Annotated in this window: 14 protein-coding genes; 10 read left to right on the top strand and 4 right to left on the bottom strand. The window is 61.1% G+C overall.

What is annotated here, in order from left to right; all coding sequences use genetic code 11:
- The first annotated feature begins 720 nt into the window (after positions 1–720).
- Complete coding sequence (locus ACQ4W7_RS21880; RefSeq protein ID WP_436533194.1) at positions 721–2,790, top strand: primosomal protein N'; 2,070 nt, start codon at positions 721–723, stop codon at positions 2,788–2,790.
- Between the two features lie 14 nt (positions 2,791–2,804).
- Here ACQ4W7_RS21880 and ACQ4W7_RS21885 read toward each other — a convergent pair whose 3' ends face one another.
- On the bottom strand, positions 2,805–3,695 hold the full coding sequence (locus ACQ4W7_RS21885; RefSeq protein ID WP_436533196.1) for an ArgP/LysG family DNA-binding transcriptional regulator: 891 nt from the start codon (positions 3,693–3,695) through the stop codon (positions 2,805–2,807).
- A gap of 128 nt (positions 3,696–3,823) precedes the next feature.
- Between ACQ4W7_RS21885 and ACQ4W7_RS21890 the strand changes: the two genes are divergently transcribed.
- Together ACQ4W7_RS21890 and ACQ4W7_RS21895 are read left to right on the top strand one after the other, a co-directional pair.
- Positions 3,824–5,272 (top strand): dihydrolipoyl dehydrogenase, encoded by a 1,449-nt coding sequence (locus ACQ4W7_RS21890; RefSeq protein WP_436533198.1) that lies wholly within the window; start codon positions 3,824–3,826, stop codon positions 5,270–5,272.
- Positions 5,273–5,435: 163 nt separating this feature from the next.
- On the top strand, positions 5,436–6,557 hold the full coding sequence (locus tag ACQ4W7_RS21895) for an HD-GYP domain-containing protein (protein WP_436533200.1): 1,122 nt from the start codon (positions 5,436–5,438) through the stop codon (positions 6,555–6,557).
- A gap of 9 nt (positions 6,558–6,566) precedes the next feature.
- On the opposite strand, the gene ACQ4W7_RS21900 is transcribed toward ACQ4W7_RS21895, so the two are convergent.
- Positions 6,567–7,052, bottom strand: coding sequence for an SRPBCC family protein (locus ACQ4W7_RS21900; protein WP_436533202.1), 486 nt, complete (start codon positions 7,050–7,052; stop codon positions 6,567–6,569).
- Positions 7,053–7,262: 210 nt separating this feature from the next.
- Here ACQ4W7_RS21900 and ACQ4W7_RS21905 point away from each other — a divergent pair, with 210 nt between their 5' ends.
- Entirely contained in the window at positions 7,263–9,323 is a 2,061-nt protein-coding gene (locus ACQ4W7_RS21905) for a UvrD-helicase domain-containing protein (RefSeq protein ID WP_051959209.1), read from the top strand.
- A 7-nt stretch (positions 9,324–9,330) separates the two neighbouring features.
- Here ACQ4W7_RS21905 and ACQ4W7_RS21910 read toward each other — a convergent pair whose 3' ends face one another.
- Together ACQ4W7_RS21910 and ACQ4W7_RS21915 are read right to left on the bottom strand one after the other, a co-directional pair.
- The gene (locus ACQ4W7_RS21910; protein WP_436533204.1) at positions 9,331–9,687 is read right to left on the bottom strand and encodes an addiction module antidote protein; all 357 of its coding nucleotides are present in this window, start codon (positions 9,685–9,687) and stop codon (positions 9,331–9,333) included.
- Between the two features lie 16 nt (positions 9,688–9,703).
- Positions 9,704–10,069, bottom strand: a complete 366-nt coding sequence (locus ACQ4W7_RS21915) for a type II toxin-antitoxin system RelE/ParE family toxin (RefSeq protein ID WP_426073939.1) — start codon at positions 10,067–10,069, stop codon at positions 9,704–9,706.
- Positions 10,070–10,227: 158 nt separating this feature from the next.
- Here ACQ4W7_RS21915 and ACQ4W7_RS21920 point away from each other — a divergent pair, with 158 nt between their 5' ends.
- From ACQ4W7_RS21920 to ACQ4W7_RS21945, 6 genes are all read left to right on the top strand, one after another.
- On the top strand, positions 10,228–10,446 hold the full coding sequence (locus ACQ4W7_RS21920; RefSeq protein ID WP_436533207.1) for a SlyX family protein: 219 nt from the start codon (positions 10,228–10,230) through the stop codon (positions 10,444–10,446).
- A gap of 168 nt (positions 10,447–10,614) precedes the next feature.
- Positions 10,615–12,759 (top strand): M3 family metallopeptidase, encoded by a 2,145-nt coding sequence (locus tag ACQ4W7_RS21925; RefSeq protein ID WP_436533277.1) that lies wholly within the window; start codon positions 10,615–10,617, stop codon positions 12,757–12,759.
- Positions 12,760–12,984: 225 nt separating this feature from the next.
- Positions 12,985–15,138: a M3 family metallopeptidase gene (locus ACQ4W7_RS21930; protein ID WP_426073937.1), complete on the top strand. Its 2,154-nt coding sequence runs from the start codon at positions 12,985–12,987 to the stop codon at positions 15,136–15,138.
- 121 nt (positions 15,139–15,259) lie between these two features.
- Positions 15,260–15,472 carry a VF530 family protein gene (locus ACQ4W7_RS21935; protein ID WP_071326083.1) on the top strand — a complete coding sequence of 71 codons (213 nt, stop codon included), beginning with the start codon at positions 15,260–15,262 and terminating at the stop codon, positions 15,470–15,472.
- Positions 15,473–15,483: 11 nt separating this feature from the next.
- A complete protein-coding gene (locus tag ACQ4W7_RS21940) occupies positions 15,484–15,762 on the top strand; it encodes a DUF4404 family protein (RefSeq protein ID WP_219887820.1) in 279 nt (92 codons plus the stop codon).
- Positions 15,763–15,988: 226 nt separating this feature from the next.
- Entirely contained in the window at positions 15,989–18,250 is a 2,262-nt protein-coding gene (locus ACQ4W7_RS21945) for a YgiQ family radical SAM protein (RefSeq protein ID WP_426074005.1), read from the top strand.
- The last annotated feature ends 98 nt before the right edge of the window (positions 18,251–18,348 follow it).

Genomic DNA, 18,348 nt, shown 5'->3' on the forward strand with positions numbered 1-18,348 from the left:
AAATAATAGGCAGTCGAAAAGCCATGCCCGGGGAAGATCTGCAAGTGATTGATTATTAAGGAATAAAAAATGCATTGTCCGGCGGACTTTATTGCAATTGATAAGGTTATTGTTTCGTTTGCCAGCCTTATTCCTTCATTGTCCACAAAGTTATCAACAGATTCTGTGGATAAAATTGAAAAGTAATTTGTTAACCGATACTTAGCGCAGATGTTCAGGTTTCACCTGAGGTGTATGTTGCAGCGCATGATCATTGCACAATGTTTCGCCGCCCGGCAGGCAAAAACGAACGCTTGCCCGGCAATTGTCAACTTTGCCTCATGCGGCAGGCATTTTCCCGGATTGAGTGCATCAAAACGGTGCTTATTTCTGTACAAAAAAATGAGAAATGGTTCAGTTATGCACAGCGGCGGAAATGCCCGACGGATTTATCGCCTCCCGGGGATCAATTTTTAAGTCATTGATTTTAAATAGTTAATTTTTCTTGCGTGTCCCTCTTGACGGCGATCAAAATCTTCTATCTACATTTTTCTGAAAGTTAATTTTGCTTTGTCCACAAAGTTATCCACAGAATTTTCTTCAGGCAGCATGCCACGCGGTCGCGTCCGCCGTTAGGTGTTTGATGGACGAAACAAGTATCATGGCCCGCTGGCTTGATGCCTGACATCCCGCCGCGCCATCCACCCCAGGCGCGCTTTTTTATTGAGATAGGCCACCCCCATGTCGCAGTGCATTTTGACGTCGTGCATCCTGAAAATCGCGCTCGACACGCCCTTGAACGCCCTGTTCGACTACCGCTGGAACACGGCGTTAGACGCCGGTGCGGACGCCGGCGTGGAGGTTGCCGTGTCACTGCCGCAAGTGGGACAGCTGGCGCTGGTACCATTCGGCCGGCGTGAAGTGATGGGGCTGATCGTCGGCGTGTCCGACAGCACCGACGTGCCCGCCGGGAAATTGAAGGACGTGCTGGCCGTGCGCAGCCAGCTGGCGCCATTATCGGAACAGTGGCTGGCGCTGGCCGCCTTTGCCGCCGATTACTACCAGCGTCCGCTGGGCGAAGTGGCCCTGCCGGGTTTGCCGAAGAATTTGCGCGTGCTCACCACCGTGGCGCTGGACCGCGCCATCAAGAAGCTGGCCAAGCTGGCCGATGCGCACGATGGCACGCCGCTGAACATGCCGGCACTCAATGCCGCCCAGCAAGAGGCAGCCGACGCCATCGGCGGCGCCCGGGGTTTCAAGCCGACCCTGCTGTACGGCGTGACGGGCAGCGGCAAGACGGAAGTGTATCTGCAAGCGTGCGCCCAGGTGCTTGCACGCGACGAGGCGGCGCAAATCCTGATCCTGGTGCCGGAAATCAACCTCACGCCCCAGCTGGAAGGCAATATCCGCGCACGCTTTCCGGGCGTCATGCTGGCCACCTTGCACAGCAGCCTGTCCGAAGGCGAGCGCATGCTGCACTGGCTGGCCGCCCACCAGGGCCAGGCGCGCATTGTGCTCGGCACGCGACTGGCCATCCTGGCATCCTTGCCGCAGCTCAAGCTGATCGTCATCGACGAGGAACACGATCCTTCCTACAAGCAGCAGGAAGGCTTGCGCTATTCGGCGCGCGACCTGGCCGTATGGCGCGCCTGGCAATTGCAGATTCCCATCGTGCTGGGTTCGGCCACGCCTTCGCTGGAAAGCTGGCAGCATGCGCAGACGGGGCGCTACCGCAAGCTGGAATTGCGCGAACGGGCCGTCAAGAACGCGGTGTTGCCGCGCGTCAAGATTTTGGACATGGAGCGCGACAAGCCGAAAGATGGCCTGACTTCGCATCTGGTAGCCGCATTAAAACTGCGCATGGAGCGCGGCGAGCAGTCGCTGCTGTTCTTGAACCGGCGCGGCTATTCCCCCGTGATCTGCTGCGAATCGTGCGGCTGGATCAGCAATTGCACGCGCTGCACCTCGTTCATGGTGCTGCACAAGCCCGAACACCGCTTACGCTGCCACCATTGCAGCCTGGAATTGCGCATTCCCCGCCATTGCCCTACCTGCGGCAACGTCGATCTGCAACCGCTGGGACGCGGCACGCAGCGCGTGGAAGAGGGCTTGCAGCAACTGTTTCCCGAGGCGCGCATTTTGCGCATCGATGCCGATTCCACGCGCAAGAAGGGCAGCGCGCAGGAAGCGTTTGACACCGTGCACCGGGGCGAGGTGGACATTTTGATCGGTACGCAAATGGTGGCCAAGGGCCACGATTTCAAAAAGCTGACCCTGGTGGGTATTTTAAACCCGGACACGGCCCTGTTTTCCCAGGATTACCGGGCCAGCGAACGGCTGTTCGCCCAGTTGATGCAGGTGGCGGGCCGGGCGGGGCGAGCCGCGCAGACGGAGGGCGGCAGCGTTTCCGAAGTGCTGATCCAGACGCGTTATGCGCGCCATCCGCTGTACGACGCCGTCGTCAACCACGATTACGACCATTTCGCCACGACCTTGCTGGAAGAGCGGGCCCAGGCGGCGCTGCCGCCGTATCTGTTCCAGGCCCTGCTGCGCGCCGAGGCGCCCGAGCTGGCCACGGCCATCGAATTCCTGCAAGCGGCGAAAGAGTGTATGGAACACCCGCAGGTGACCATCAATGACCCGATTCCCATGAGCATGACGCGCGTCTACAATGTGGACCGCGCCCAGCTGCTGCTGGAATCCCCCTCGCGGCCCGCCTTGCAGGCGTTCCTGAAGGAATGGCTGACTGAGTTGCGCGCCATGAAGACGCGCGTGAAATGGTCGCTGGAAGTGGACCCGCTGGATATTTAAATTAAGTCACTGAATTAGTTCAGATACGCGCGCGCCGACTTGACGATCTGCTCCGACAGCAGCTTGGTAAACGGCGTGTCCAGGGTCCAGGCATGCCAGCTCAGCGGTACGTCCAGGGTGCTGCCCGGCAGCAGATCCACGAGGCGCTCCGTTGCCAGCGCTGGCGCGGCCAAGCGCTGCGGTATCAGGCCGTAGGCCAGGCCATCCAGGACGCAGGCGCGGCGCGCCGTTTCCACCGGTAAGGTGTGGTGTGGAAACGGTTCACGCATGCTCAATTGTTCCGCGAGGAAACGCGCCAGCAAGCCGTGCTGGCCCACCACGGCCGGCGCCAGTTGCACCGCCTCGGTAATAAAACCATCGCCGAACCAGTGGCCCGCAAACATGGGCGTGGCCACGCAGACATAGCGCAAGGTGCCCAGCGGCGTGACGCTAGTGGCCGCCGCCGCGTCCAGCGCTGTGCCGGATTCGGCCGCCACGCAGCCAAACACCGTGCCGTCGCGCACCATCTGCAAGGCGCTGTCGCTGTCGGCCAGGCGCACGTCGAGCTGGCAGCGCGGTGGCGCCAGCAGGGCGGCCAAGGTGTCGGGGAACCAGGTGGCCAGGCTGTCGGCATCGATGGCGATGGCGATTTCCGGCATGCTGACGCTGTTGCCCAGGTCGATGTCGAGCGAGGCTTCCATCAGCTTGACGTTGCGGTGATGCACGATCAGGCGCTGGCCCAGTCCCGTCGGCACGGCTGGCTGGCCACGGATAATCAGCAGGCGCCCGCTAGCGTCTTCCAGCGCCTTGATGCGCTGCGAGACGGCCGACTGGGTGATGCCCAGGGCCAGGGCGGCCTTGTCGAAACTGCCATGGCTGGCGACGGCGTCCAGCACAGCCAGTGCGCGATAATCGAGTGATCCCATTAGCTCAGCTTATATATTTTGAAAATGATTAGTTATACTAATGCATATATTGCTGCAATGTAAAACCTTATTTTCGCTAAACGGGTAGTATCGAACGCTGTGAGCAACCTTAGTGGATGGATAGCACGATGAAGACGATAAAGGTGGATGTGGCCGTAATTGGCAGCGGTACGGCCGGCATGACGGCGCACAAGGCGGCGCGCATGCAGGGCAAGCGCGTGCTGATGATCGAAAGCGGGCCGTACGGCACAACGTGCGCGCGCGTGGGCTGCATGCCCAGCAAACTCTTGATCGCGGCCGCCGAGGCGGCCCATGCCGTGGCTGCCGCGCCGGGGTTTGGCGTGCATCCGGGCCCCGTGCGCATCGACGGCCGACAAGTGATGACCAGGGTGCGCAGCGAGCGCGACCGATTTGTCGGCTTCGTGCTCGACGGCGTCAACGCCATCCCCGACGAAGAAAAACTGCGCGGCCATGCGCGCTTCATCGCGCCCGGCAAATTGCAGGTAGACGAACATACGCTTGTCGAGGCCACCAGCGTGGTGATCGCCACCGGTTCCACGCCCATCGTGCCGCCCGAGTGGCAGGCGGGCGGCGACAGGGTCATCACGAGCGACGCCGTGTTCGAGTGGACGGACTTGCCAAGCTCAGTGGCCGTGGTCGGCAGCGGCGTGATCGGCCTGGAGCTGGGCCAGGCGCTGGCTCGCCTGGGCGTGCGCGTGACCCTGTTTGCGCGCGGCAACAAAGTCGCGCAACTGACGGACCCGCTGGTGCTGCGGGAGGCGGCTGCCGTGCTGGCGCGCGAACTCGATATCCGCTTCCAGACCAGCGTGGCGCACGTGGCAACAACGCCAGACGGCAGCGGTATCGCGCTGACCAGCCGCAATGGCGCAGGCGAGGAAAAAACCGAGCAGTTTGAGTATGTGCTGGCCGCCATTGGCCGCCGTCCGAATGTGGATCACATCGGCCTGGAAACGGCGCAAATCGAACTCAACCGCCACGGCATCCCCCTGCATGACCCGCGCACCATGCAGTGCGGCAAGAGCGCCATCTTCATCGCGGGCGACGCCGACAACGCCTTGCCGCTGCTGCCCGAAGCAGCCGACGAGGGCCGCATCGCGGGCGACAACGCGGCGCGCTTTCCTGACGTCAAACCGGGCTTGCGCCGCACGCCGTTGAGCATCGCCTTCACGGAACCGCAGATCGCCACCCTGGGCGCCACCTACCAGCAATTGTGCGTGAGCCACGCGGGCCGCTTTGCCGTCGGCGCCGTGTCATTCGGCAACCAGGGCCGCAGCCGCGTGATGTTGCAAAACCAGGGCTTGCTGCGCGTGTATGCGGAATTTGGCAGCAAGCGCTTTCTCGGCGCCGAGCTGATCGGCCCTCGGGCGGAACACTTGAGCCATTTGCTGGCCTGGGCATGCCAGGCCCAGTTGACGGTACCGGCCATGCTCGACATGCCGTTTTACCACCCCGTCATTGAGGAAGGTGTGCGCACGGCCTTGCGCGAGTTGGCGCTGCATCTGGAAAAAGACCCGGAACACGCGCCCGGCTGCGCCGATTGCTCGCCTGGCGTCTGATGCAACTTTATGCTTTATATAATTTTGTAGACAAGCGCACATGATTGCGCGATCATCGTTACCACATTGGAATATTGATTAAAAGCAAAAAACATTTCAAATGGTTCATGCCCACGACGCCCTGATGGTAAAAAGGGGAGCGGCTAGCGATGACGGAGACGATGTGAAAATTCGGCGCATTTACGCGGGAGAACTCGCCCTGGGCGTAGCCCTGCCCTGGGACGTGCACGGCGAGACGGGCGGCTTGCTGGCCAGGCTGGGCCATGTCATCAGCAGCGAGAACCAGATCGCATTGCTGCTGGCGCGCGGCGTCATCGCCGATACCAGTGCTGACGTGCCGCGCACGGCCACGGAAGCGCCATCGGCCCTGCGCATGCTGAACCTCGTCACGGCGGGCCTGGCGCTGGTCTTGCCGGCGATTGCCGCCAGGCAGGCGGGCAGCCACTTGTCGCTGGCGGCGCTGGCGCAACTGGTGGAAGAGGCGGTTGCACTGGATGCGGACGTGGCGCTGGCCTGCATCCTGCACAACCAGGGCGCGGGCGACTTTGCCGTGCGCCACAGCGTCGACACGGCCGTCATCACGGCTCTGCTGGCGCGCGCCCTGAAACTCGATGATGGCGTGATCCGCAGCGTGGTGCTGGCCGCGCTGAGCATGAATGTGGGCATGCTGGAACGCCATGCGGATTTCCAGCACAAGGCCGGTCCGCTGGACGCCCAGGAGCGTGCCTATTTGCGCGCCCATCCGCAAGCCGGTGTCGACTTGCTGCGCGCGGCCGGCGTCACGGACGCCGTCTGGTTGCAGGCCGTGTTGCAGCACCATGAAAATATCGATGGCAGCGGCTATCCGCTGGGCACGCAAGGCGAGGCGATCGGCATCGGCGCCCGCCTGATCATGCTGGCCGACCGCTATTGCGCGCGCGTGTCGAAGCGCAGCTATCGCCAACCCTTGCTGCCGAACGTGGCCTTGCGCGAAATGTTGATGGCCGACAAGGCCACCCTGGATGCGCCGCTGGCGTCCCTGCTGGTGCGCGAGCTGGGCATCTACCCGGTCGGCACCTTCGTCAAACTGTTAAATGGAGAAATCGGCGTCGTCACGCGCAAGGGCTTGAATGCCAGCACGCCCCACGTGCAGTCGCTGATCGGCCCGCGCGGCGCGCGCCTGGACGTGCCCTTGCGGCGCGATACGCGCGTGGACTTGCACGCCATCCGCGAAGTGCTGAGCGCAGAGCAGGCGGGCTTGCAGTTTAGGCCCGATCAGCTATGGGGCCGCAGCGCGCGAATTTAGCGCAAGCGCTTAATTTAGCAAGCCCGCATCCAGCCGTCCTTCAAGCGCCAACTCGCGCATGATGCGCACGGTGTCGATGTCGGACTCCTTGTAGGCGGAGCGGCGGAAGTCGTCGTACAGGGCGTTGGCCGCATCGGTGGCCGCGTCGTGGCCGTCGTCGTACTGGAAGCGCACCCACAGGCTGGCCTCGTCGGGCATCTCAATGGTCATCACCAGCGAGGAGGCGCTGATATCCTGTTGCGCCGGCACTTCGTAGCGCACCTGCAGTTGCGGCACCAGCACCACCCTGTCGTTGATGACCAGCTCGCCATAGCGCAGGCTGCGCGCGAAACCGGCATCGCTGCGCTGGCTGATCTGGCACTCGTCCAGGTGCGGCACGAACAGCTTGGGCGACTCGGCGCGCAAGACCAGGCCGCGCCAGACTTGTTCCAGGCTCAGGGTGTCGATCAGCGGGTTCAAAGGATCGTTGATTTCAATCAGGTGTTCAAATTTCATGGGACTGTCATTCGGTAAGTGGGCGCGCACGGGCGATATAGGCGGAATGGTACTCCAGCGCTGACATCGCCGCACGCATTGCATGGGCCGAGATGGCGGCACAGGGCGGGATATCGATGTCATTGCCTGTTTTTCATGCAGATCTTGCCGTGCAAATGGCGGGCGCCACGCTGTTACAATGGGCTGCTGTTCCCTGCGAAAATACCCCTGATGTCCAAAGCACCACAGTTCGGTCTGAATGCGCCCCAAAGCGAAGCGGTTACCTACCTCGACGGCCCCTGCCTGGTGCTGGCGGGCGCCGGTTCGGGCAAGACGCGCGTGATCACGCAAAAGATCGCCCATCTGATCGAAGACCGGGGCTATGACCCGCGCACCATCGCCGCGCTGACCTTCACCAACAAGGCGGCGCTGGAAATGCAGGAACGCATCGCCAAACTCTTGAAGCAACCACGCCAGGCCAAGCAGCTGACGGTGTCGACCTTCCACTCGCTGGGCGTGAAAATCCTGCGCCAGGAAGCCAATGGCGTGGGCTTGAAAGACCGCTTTTCCATCATGGACAGCGACGATTGTTTTTCGCTGGTGCAAGACCTTGCCATTACCACCGATAAACAGGTCATTCGTGGCATCCAGAACGCCATGTCCTTGTGGAAAAACGGCTTGATCGATCCGGACATGGCGCTGGCGCAAGCCAAGGATGAAGACGAAGCAAACGCGGCGCGCATCTACCGCAGCTATGTGGCGACCCTGTCCGCCTACCAGGCCGTCGATTTCGACGATCTGATCCGCCTGCCCGTGGAATTGTTCCGCAACAACGGCCCCGTGCGCGACAAGTGGCAGCGCCGCCTGCGCTATCTGCTGGTCGACGAATACCAGGATACGAACACGTGCCAGTACGAACTGGTGAAACTGATGGTGACGGGCATCGGCAAGAAGCCGATGTTTACAGCCGTGGGCGACGACGACCAGGCGATTTATGCCTGGCGCGGCGCCACGGTGGAAAATCTGAAGACGCTGGAAACGGATTTCCCCGATTTGCGCGTAATCAAGCTCGAGCAGAATTACCGCTCCACCATGCGTGTGCTCAATGCGGCCAACGCCGTCATCGGCAACAACCCGAAGCTGTTTGAAAAGTCGCTGTGGTCGGAACATGGCTTGGGCGAACCGATCAAGGTGCTGGGCATGCAGACGGACGAGCAGGAGGCGGAACAGGTGGCCATCATGATTTCGGCCGACCATTTCGAACGCAAGAACAAATTTTCCGATTACGCGATTTTGTACCGGGGCAACCACCAGGCGCGCATCATCGAGCAGTGCTTGCGCAAGGAACGCATCCCGTACACGATTTCGGGCGGCCAGAGCTTCTTTGACAAGGCCGAAATCAAGGACATCATCAGCTATCTGCGCCTGCTGGCCAACGAGGACGACGATCCTGCCTTCATCCGCGCCGTCACGACGCCGCGCCGCGGCGTGGGGCAGTCGACCCTGGAAGTGCTGGGCGCGTTCTCGGGTCAGTGGCAGTGTTCGCTGTTCCAGGCTGTGTTCAAGGGCGGCATCGAGGCCAAGCTGACGGACCGCCAGTTGGGGCCGCTACGCGACTTCTGCAACTTCATCAATGACCTCGAATCGCGCGCCAGCCGTCCGGGTGCGGCCGGCAGCGGCGACAACGCAGCCGAAGTGCTGGATGACATGATGAAGGAAATCCACTACGAATCGTATCTGTACGATGCCTTCGAGGAACGGCAAGCGCAAAGCAAGTGGCAGAACGTGCTGGAATTCGTCAACTGGCTGAAGGAACGGGGCCGGGGTGGCAAGGACCGCGATGGCGAAGAAAAGAACGTGCTGGAACTGACGCAGATGGTGGCCCTGATGACCATGCTGGAAGGCAAGGACGAAGAACAGGACGCCGTGCGCATGTCCACCCTGCACGCCTCGAAAGGGCTGGAGTTCCCGCACGTGTTTCTGGTGGGCGTGGAAGAGGGGATTTTGCCGCACAAGGGTGACCCCGACGCGCCTGCCGAAACCATCGCCGCGCGCATCCAGGAAGAGCGCCGGCTGATGTATGTGGGCATCACGCGCGCCCAGCGCACCTTGCATATCACCTGGTGCAAGAAGCGCAAGCGCGCCGGCGAGCAAGTCCATTGCGACCCGTCACGCTTCATCAAGGAAATGGAACTCGACGTGGGCGATGCCGTGCCGACGGAGGCAGAAGTGATTTCGCCCAAGGAACGGCTGGCGCGCATGAAGGCGCTGTTGGCCGCGCCGAAGGCTTAAGCGGCGTTCACGCTTCCACGGCGCCGTCTGGCGTGGTTTTCGGCACGATGGCCAGTTGCATACCCAGCGCATCGAGCATCTTTACAATGGTTTCGAAGCGCGGCTTGCTGCCTTCGCGCAAGGCTTTATACGCGCCTTCGCGCGTGATGTCGGCCTTGGCCGCCACCTTGCCCATGCCATAGGCGCGCACCACGTCGTTCATGGCCGACTGGAATAGCTCGGCGTTGCCGGTGGCGGCGATTTCACTCATGTAGGCGGCCACGGCGGCTTTGCTGGTCAGGTGTTGCGTCGGATCAAATTTGCTCAGGCCTAATGCTTCCAGGTCGTCGAGGTCGAAGGTGTCATGGTCGGGGTGTTGGTTCATTTCTTTCGTGCTCCTGTCATGGGGCTGCTGCCGCTTTCCTGATGCCTGCCTGCCGGGCTTTCAAGTTCCTGAGGATTGCTTGCGCCTGCTTGATGTCGCGCCGCTGGCTGGACTTGTCGCCGCCCAGCAGCAGCAAGATCAGGGTACCCAGATTCGTTTCGTGAAAATACACGCGCCAGCCGGGCCCCGTCTGTAGAAAGCGCAGCTCGCAGACGCCCTCGCCTACTGGCCGCCAATCGCCCTTTTTTCCATGCTGCAAATGCTTGATGCGCGCATCGATGGCGGCGGCCGCCACGTCGTGCAGGCAATCTTCCCAGCGGCGATATTCAGCCGTCTTGCGCGTATCGATCAGGGATGGCTCAGGAGCCGCAGGTGTGTTCATTGTAATCGTTTGTTCTCATTCGTCAAGCGGCTTGAGCCCATGTGTGCAGAATAAACAGAAATCGGGCCCCGTCCGGCAGCGAATGGAGGGAGTTTGTCCTGGCTCACGCCGCTGCGGCGGTAGAATGCCGCTTTCAGTCAGGAATCACCGAGAGCACCATGGACAATGCAGAACAGATGGAAGTACGTTTCGTCGATATCGAAATCAAGCTGGTGCAGCAGGAAGACCTGGTCGAGTCGCTGAACCAGATGGTGTACCAGCAGGGCAAGCGCATCGACCAGTTGGAAGCGATGCTGCACAAGCTGGGCGAGCACGTGCGCGACGGGACGCAGCAGGCAAATGGCGGACTGGTCAACGAGCGTCCGCCGCATTACTAAATCGGCATCGTGGTGCGAAGGGCATGAAAACCATTCATTACCCGCCGACCCGCTACGGTCGGTTTTGCTGGTGACGCAAGTGTGTCAGGCTGTTATTATTTCAGGCTGGCCCGCGACATAATCGCGGCTCTCTTGCGTTTCTTGAAAGAAGACATGACCCGTCCAACAATGCTCGTCATCGCCGCCAGCCTGATGCTGGCGCCAGCCGCTTTTGCCGCTACCGCCACCACCGCGCCAACCACTGCCGCTACCGCGGCGGCCGCCTTGCCCGTTTCAAACCCGTTTGCTCAAGCGAGCATTCTGCCATTCAACTATCCACCGTTCGACAAGGTGCAGGACGCCGACTACGCGCCCGCCTTTGCGGCCGGCATGGCCGCCAACCTGGCGGAAATCAATGCGATTGCCAATAACCCGAAAGGGGCCACATTCGACAACACCATCGTCGCCATGGAGCGCTCGGGCCAGTTGCTGAGCCGCGTGCGCACCGTCTTTTCCGTGATGTCCGGCTCCAACACGAATGACACGATCCAGGGCCTGGAACGCGATCTGGCGCCGAAGATGGCGGCCCACAGCGACGCGATCATGCTCAACGACAAATTGTTCAAGCGCATCGATACCCTGTACGCCAAGCGCGACAAGCTGGGCCTCGATGCCGAATCGAAACGCTTGCTGGAACGCTATCACACGGACTTCGTGCGCGCGGGCGCCAAGTTGTCGGCGGCCGATAAAGAAAAGCTGCGCGCCTACAACGGCCAGTTGGCGGCCCTGTCGACCAAGTTCGCGCAGAACGTGCTGAAAGAATTGAACGCTTCGGCCGTCGTCGTCGATACGCGCGAAGAGCTCGACGGCCTGTCGCCGGCCGCCATCGAAGTGGCCGCCGGCCTGGCCAAGAAGCGCGGCCTGGATGGCAAGTATGTGATCGCCCTCGTCAACACGACGGGCCAGGCGCCGCTGTCGCTGCTGACCAACCGCGCCGTGCGCGAACGCATCATGGCCGCTTCGCAAGCGCGCGGCAGCCGTGGCGGCGAGTTCGACAATACCCAGGAAGTGCTGGAACTGGCAAAACTGCGTGCCGAACGTGCCGCGCTGATGGGCTACCCGAATTACGCGGCCTACTCGCTGGAAGACCAGACGGCGCACGACACCACCGCCGTGAACGCCCTGCTGGGCGAATTGGCGAAGCCGGCCGTCGTCAATGCGCGCCGTGAAGCGGACGATATCCAGAAGGTCATCGATGCAGGAAAAGGCGGCTTCAAGGTGGGCGCCGCCGACTGGGCTTTCTATAGCGACAAAGTGCGCGCCGAACGCTACAACTTCGACGAGACTCAATTAAAACCGTACTTTGAAATGCACAGCGTGCTGACCAAGGGCGTGTTCTTTGCCGCTGGCAAACTGTACGGTTTGAGCTTCAAGCAGCGCACCGACTTGCCCGTCTACACGTCCGACATGCTGGTGTACGACGTTTTCAACGAAGACGGCACGCAGCTGGCCATCTTTACCCTGGACCCTTATGCGCGCAGCAACAAGCGCGGTGGTGCCTGGGCGAACGCCTATGTGGGCCAATCGAGCTTGCTGAACCGCAAGCCGGTGATTGCGAATAACCTCAACATTCCAAAGCCGGAAGCGGGCCAGCCGACCCTGATGACGTTTGACGAAGTCAACACCATGTTCCACGAATTCGGCCATGCGCTGCACGGCATGTTTTCGAACGTGAAATACCCGCGCTTCGCCGGCACCAGCGTGCCGCGCGACTTCGTCGAATACCCGTCGCAAGTCAATGAAATGTGGGCGCTGTGGCCGGAAGTGCTGCAAAACTATGCCAAGCACTATCAGACGGGCGCGGCCATCCCGGCTGAGTTGCTGGCGAAAGTGACGGCGGCCGACAATTTCAACCAGGGCTATAAAACCACGGAATACCTGGCATCGGCCCTGCTGGACCAGCGCTGGCACCAGTTGACCCCGGCACAGATCCCCACCGATGTGCTCGCGTTTGAGAAAGCCGCCTTGACGGACGCGGGCGTCGATTTCGTGCCGGCGCCGCCGCGCTACCGCACCACCTACTTCTCGCACGCGTTCGCGGGCGGTTATTCGGCCGGCTACTACGCGTATCTGTGGTCGGAAAAGCTTGATGCCGACACGGTCGAGTGGTTCAAGGAAAACGGCGGCCTGACGCGCAAGAACGGCGACTGGTTCAGAGCCAAGTTGCTGTCGCGCGGCGGCAGCGCCGATGCGCTCGACATCTACCGCAACTTCCGTGGCCGCGATGCGAAGATCGAGCCGCTGCTGGAACGTCGTGGCTTGAACGGCAAGTAAGTGGTGTGATTCCGGCGTCAAAGCCGGGTGCATGAGAATGGCCGCCAAGCAATTGGTGGCCATTTTTATTTGGAGATTTTGATGACAAACCGTGGTAAACCGTGCATTTGGCGCGATGCACCACAGGATCGCCCATGTTGGATGACGCCTGTGTGACAGGCTGCTATGATCTGCCACTGGCCCGCGACGCGATCGCGGTTCTTCCCGCGCTTCCTGAAAGATGTCATGATCCGTCCACAACTGCTCGTCATCGCCGCCAGCGTCATGCTGGCCCACGCCGCTCCGTCCGCCATGGCTGCCGCCACGGCAAAATCCGCGCCTGCCGCCGCCGTCAGCGCCCAGAACCCCCTGCTCAAAGTGAGTCCGCTGCCGTTCCAGATGCCGCAGTTCGGCCTGATCAAGGATGCGCACTACGCGCCGGCGTTTGCCGAAGGCATGAAACGCCAGTTGGCCGAAGTCAATGCGATTGCCAGCAACCGCCAGGCGCCCACGTTTGAAAACACCATCGTGGCCCTCGAGCGCACGGGGCAGCTGTTGCACCGCGTGAATAGCATCTTCAGCAACATGACCTCGACCAACACGAATAGCGTGCTCGAAGCGGTGGAAGTGGACGTGTCGCCGAAACTGGCCGCGCATGGCGATGCGATCACCCTGAATCCGAAACTGTTTACCCGCATCGACACCCTGTACGCCAAGCGCGACAAGCTGGGCCTGGATGCCGAATCCTTGCGCTTGCTGGAACGCTATCACACAGATTTCGTGCGCGCCGGCGCCAAGCTGTCCGATGCGGACAAGGAAAAATTGAAAGCCTACAACGCCGAGCAGGCGGGCCTGGAAACGGCCTTCGCGCAAAACGTGCTGAAGGAAACGAATGCCAAGAGCATCGTCGTCGATACGCGCGCCGAGCTGGCCGGCATGACGGATAGCGATATCGACACGGCCGCCGCCGCCGCCAAGGAGCGCGGCTTGAATGGCAAGTTCCTCATCGCCCTGGTCAACACCAGTGGCCAGCCACCGCTGGCCGTATTGACGGATCGCAAGACACGCCAGCGTTTGATGGATGCGTCGCTGAATCGGGGTAGCCAGGGCGGCGAGTTCGACAACCGCGCCATCGTGCTGAAGCTGGCAAAACTGCGCGCTGAACGGGCCAGCCTGCTCGGCTACGCCAACTACGCCGCGTATTCGCTGGAAGACCAGACGGCCAAGACGACCACGGCCGTCAACACCTTGCTGTCGGAACTGGCGAAACCTGCCGTCGCCAATGCGCGCCGCGAAGCGGCCGACTTGCAGCAAGTGGTCGATGCGGAAAAGGGCGGTTTCCAGGTGGCGGCCGCCGACTGGGCCATTTACACGGACAAGCTGCGCAAGCAACGTTTCAATTTCGATGAAAACGAGTTGAAACCGTACCTGGAACTCAACAGCGTGTTGAACAACGGCGTCTTCTTTGCCGCCAATAAACTGTATGGCATCAGCTTCAAGCAGCGTACTGATCTACCGGTGTACAACCCGGACGTGCGCGTCTACGACGTGCTCGACGCCAACGGCAAGCCGCTGGCCCTGTTCATCGCCGACTTCTATGCGCGCGGCAACAAGCATGGTGGCGCGTGGATGAATGAATATGTGTCGCAATCGTCGTTGATGGGCACGCATCCCGTCGTCGCCAACCAATTGAATATTCCCAAGCCGCCCGCCGGTCAGCCGACCTTGCTGACGTTCGATGAAGTGACGACCATGTTCCACGAATTCGGTCATGCGCTGCACGGCATGTTTTCGAACGTGAAATACCCGCGCTTTGCCGGCACCAGCGTGCCGAGCGACTTCGTCGAGTATCCATCGCAAGTCAATGAAATGTGGGCCGTCTGGCCGGAAGTGCTGCAAAACTATGCCAAGCACTACCAGAGCGGCGCGGCCATGCCGCAGGAATTGCTCGATAAAGTCACGGCGGCGAAGAAATTCAACCAGGGTTTCATGACCACCGAATACCTGTCGGCGGCCCTGCTGGACCAGCGCTGGCACCAGCTGGCGCCGAGCCAGATCCCGACCGACGTGCTGGCCTTTGAAGCGGCATCGTTGAAGGATGCGGGCGTCGACTACGCACCCGTGCCGCCGCGCTACCGCACCAGCTACTTCTCGCACAGCTTCTCGGGTGGCTATTCGGCAGCGTACTACGCCTACCTGTGGTCGGAAAAGCTGGATGCGGAATCGGTCAACTGGTTCAAGGAAAACGGCGGCCTGACGCGCAAGAATGGCGATTGGTTCCGCAGCAAATTGCTGTCGCGTGGCGGCAGCGTCGATGCGCTGCAACTGTTCCGCGACTTCCGCGGCCGCGATGCCACCGTGGAACCGCTGCTGGAACGCCGCGGCTTGAATGCCAAGTAGGCCGTCCTCATCTGAAGCTTGCGCTGCGTTGACATGGCGCACGCAAGCTTTCCGTGCCGGCGGCGTAGAATTGAGTAAGATGTCAATGAAGATGTAAATAAGAAGGCAGTTGAAAGAGTATATGAGTCAGCAAGATTTGAATGGCATTACCCTGGAGGGTATCGTGACGCGCCTGCACGCCCATTACGGTTGGGACGGCTTGGCCAAGCACATCGATATCAATTGCTTTATCAGCGATCCCAGCATCAAGTCGAGCCTGAAGTTTTTGCGTAAGACCCCGTGGGCCAGGAGCAAGGTGGAACAGCTGTACCTGGACACGCAATTTACTGACTGACAGGAAAAGATATGGATAGCAAACTCAAGGAATCGCTGCAACAGCTGCATTCGACACTCGCAACCAGCGGCCCCGTCGATGAAGAACTGCATGGTTTGCTGCAAAAACTTGATGTCGACATCAAGTTGTTGATGGAAAAGCGCGCCGCGCAGGAACAGGACGAAGAGTCGACCACGTATGGATTGGCCGAGCGCAGCCAGGAATTGTCGGCCAAGTTCGCCGTCAAGCATCCGAAACTGGAGCCTGCGCTGCGAGAACTAGGTGAGATTTTAGCTAATATGGGTATTTGAGCAAGACATGGGAAATGCCGGGCCCGTTCCTGCGGGAAAGGGCCACATTTCCCCAAGTGATTGAAAAATAAACGTTTTTTATACGAAAATCCAACAGTAAAAAGCCGGCCGTCAGGTTGGAAATGGCCAATTCCGGTACAATTCGTACCCTATGAGCTCCCCTACCAATTTATTTGCGACCGTTCCCAAGCGGTCTGCCCGCGCTGCCGTGGCGCCTTTCCTGCCGATGTCGCGTGCCGAGATGGATGCGCTGGGCTGGGACCAGTGCGACGTCATCCTCGTCACGGGCGACGCCTACATCGACCATCCGAGTTTCGGCATGGCCCTGGTGGGTCGCCTGCTCGAAGCGCAAGGCTACCGCGTCGGCATCATCAGCCAGCCGGACTGGCTGTCGGCCGACGCCTTCCGCATCCTCGGCAAGCCGCGCCTGTACTACGGCATTACGGCCGGCAACATGGATTCCATGGTCAACCAGTACACGGCCGACCGCAAGATCCGCTCCGACGACGCCTACACGGCGAATGCCGAACCGAATAAACGCCCGGACCGCGCCGTGACCGTCTACGCCCAGCGCGCGCGCGAAGCGTATCCCGACGTGCCGGTGGTGATCGGCAGCATCGAGGCGTCCCTGCGCCGCATCGCCCATTACGATTACTGGTCGGACAAGGTCCGCCGTTCCGTCCTGCCCGATTCCAAGGCTGATTTGTTGATCTTTGGCAATGCCGAACGGGCGCTGGTCGACCTGACGCACCGCCTCGCCGCCGGCGAAGCGATCAAGGATATCCGCGACTTGCGCGGTACGGCCTTCATGGTGCCGTCCGGCTGGTTGCCCGGCGACGACTGGGGCGTGCACAATTCCACCCGCGTCGACGTGCCCGGCAAGGTCGACCCGCACTACAGCCCGTACGAGATGGTGCAGGAAGACAAGACCGCCTGCGCCACGGAAAATGCCTCGAAATCGGCCGAAGTCATCAAGCCGATCCGCATCATGAGCCGCGAAGAGCGCCTGGCCATGGCCAAGGAAAAGCACGACAAGACCGTCGTACGCCTGCCCGCCTACGACGTCGTCAAGGATGACCCGGTGATGTATGCGCACGCCTCGCGCGTGTTCCACCTGGAATCGAATCCCGGCAATGCGCGCGCCATGGTGCAGGCGCACGGCGAACGCGACGTGTGGCTCAATCCGCCTCCGCTGCCGCTGGCCATGGACGAGATGGATGGCGTGTACGACATGAATTATGCGCGCGCGCCGCACCCGAGCTATGGCAAGGCGCACATCCCGGCCTGGGAAATGATCCGCTTCTCCGTCAACATCATGCGCGGCTGCTTCGGCGGCTGCACCTTTTGCTCGATCACCGAGCATGAAGGGCGCATCATCCAGAGCCGTTCGGAACCGTCGATCTTGCGCGAGATTGAGCATATCCGCGATAAAACCAAAGGCTTTACGGGCACCATTTCGGATATGGGTGGCCCCACGGCGAATATGTACCGCCTGGCTTGCAAGGAAAAAGAAATCGAAGTGTCGTGCCGCCGCCTGTCGTGCGTGTACCCGTCCATCTGCGTGAATCTGGGCACGGACCACAGCAAGCTCATTTCCCTGTACCGCAAGGCGCGCGCCATTCCCGGCATCAAGAAAGTGCTGATCAGCTCGGGCTTGCGCTACGACCTGGCCGTGCGTTCGCCCGAGTACGTGAAGGAACTGGTGACGCATCACGTCGGCGGTTTGCTGAAGATCGCGCCCGAGCACACGGAAGAGGGCACTTTGTCGAAGATGATGAAGCCCGGCATCGGCGCGTATGACGAGTTCAAGGAAATGTTTGACCGTTTCTCGCTGGAAGCGGGCAAGAAGCAGTATTTGATCCCGTACTTCATCGCCGCCCATCCGGGCACGACGGACCTGGACATGCTGAACCTGGCCCTGTGGCTGAAGAAAAACAATTTCAAGCTTGACCAGGTGCAAACCTTCATGCCCACGCCGATGGCCATGGCCACGACGATGTATCACACGCGCAAGAATCCTTTGCGCAAGGTGACGGCAGATTCGGAAGTGGTGGAAACGGCGCGCAGCGGCAAGATCCGCCGCACGCACAAGGCTTTCCTGCGCTACCAGGATCCGGCCAACTGGCCCATCCTGCGCGAAGCGCTGGTCAACATGGGCCGTGGCGACTTGATCGGCAATGGCGACAAGCATTTGATACCCGCCTGGACCTCGTCGGAGTCGGGCGGCCTGGCCGCAGGCGAACGCAGCCGCCAGACGCATGGCGCCGGCACGCCGGACAAGTTCAAGGTCACGCCGGGCAAGAACCGCATCGCCCTGGGCGGTACGGCAGCGGCGCCGAAAGTCACGGCTGTCGAATCGACAGTGCGTCCATCGATCTTGTCGACCATCAAGACCCGTGCCAAGCCGGCCGCCGTGCCGATGGGCCGGGGCAGCAAGCCGCCCGCCAAGGGCGGCCATGCCACGCCGGCACGGGGCGGACGCAAGTAAGCTGCCTTCGGCCCTTGGGCATAGCCTGAAAACCCGGCAACGCGTACTGCGTTGCCGGGTTTTTTGCTCTCTGCGCACCAAGATGGGGCGCGGCACCT

Origin of the sequence: Janthinobacterium algoris, assembly GCF_051380935.1 — a bacterium.
Lineage (GTDB): Bacteria > Pseudomonadota > Gammaproteobacteria > Burkholderiales > Burkholderiaceae_D > Janthinobacterium.

What these genes read in the sequence shown, in the direction of transcription:
- ACQ4W7_RS21940 (WP_219887820.1), top strand. Translation starts at nt 15,484, where the DNA reads ATGGATAGCAAACTCAAGGAATCGCTGCAACAGCTGCATTCGACACTC.
- ACQ4W7_RS21900 (WP_436533202.1), bottom strand. Translation starts at nt 7,052, where the DNA reads ATGAAATTTGAACACCTGATTGAAATCAACGATCCTTTGAACCCGCTG.
- ACQ4W7_RS21920 (WP_436533207.1), top strand. Translation starts at nt 10,228, where the DNA reads ATGGACAATGCAGAACAGATGGAAGTACGTTTCGTCGATATCGAAATC.
- ACQ4W7_RS21925 (WP_436533277.1), top strand. Translation starts at nt 10,615, where the DNA reads ATGCTCGTCATCGCCGCCAGCCTGATGCTGGCGCCAGCCGCTTTTGCC.
- ACQ4W7_RS21890 (WP_436533198.1), top strand. Translation starts at nt 3,824, where the DNA reads ATGAAGACGATAAAGGTGGATGTGGCCGTAATTGGCAGCGGTACGGCC.
- ACQ4W7_RS21915 (WP_426073939.1), bottom strand. Translation starts at nt 10,069, where the DNA reads ATGAACACACCTGCGGCTCCTGAGCCATCCCTGATCGATACGCGCAAG.
- ACQ4W7_RS21905 (WP_051959209.1), top strand. Translation starts at nt 7,263, where the DNA reads ATGTCCAAAGCACCACAGTTCGGTCTGAATGCGCCCCAAAGCGAAGCG.
- ACQ4W7_RS21885 (WP_436533196.1), bottom strand. Translation starts at nt 3,695, where the DNA reads ATGGGATCACTCGATTATCGCGCACTGGCTGTGCTGGACGCCGTCGCC.
- ACQ4W7_RS21910 (WP_436533204.1), bottom strand. Translation starts at nt 9,687, where the DNA reads ATGAACCAACACCCCGACCATGACACCTTCGACCTCGACGACCTGGAA.
- ACQ4W7_RS21935 (WP_071326083.1), top strand. Translation starts at nt 15,260, where the DNA reads ATGAGTCAGCAAGATTTGAATGGCATTACCCTGGAGGGTATCGTGACG.
- ACQ4W7_RS21945 (WP_426074005.1), top strand. Translation starts at nt 15,989, where the DNA reads ATGTCGCGTGCCGAGATGGATGCGCTGGGCTGGGACCAGTGCGACGTC.
- ACQ4W7_RS21930 (WP_426073937.1), top strand. Translation starts at nt 12,985, where the DNA reads ATGATCCGTCCACAACTGCTCGTCATCGCCGCCAGCGTCATGCTGGCC.
- ACQ4W7_RS21880 (WP_436533194.1), top strand. Translation starts at nt 721, where the DNA reads ATGTCGCAGTGCATTTTGACGTCGTGCATCCTGAAAATCGCGCTCGAC.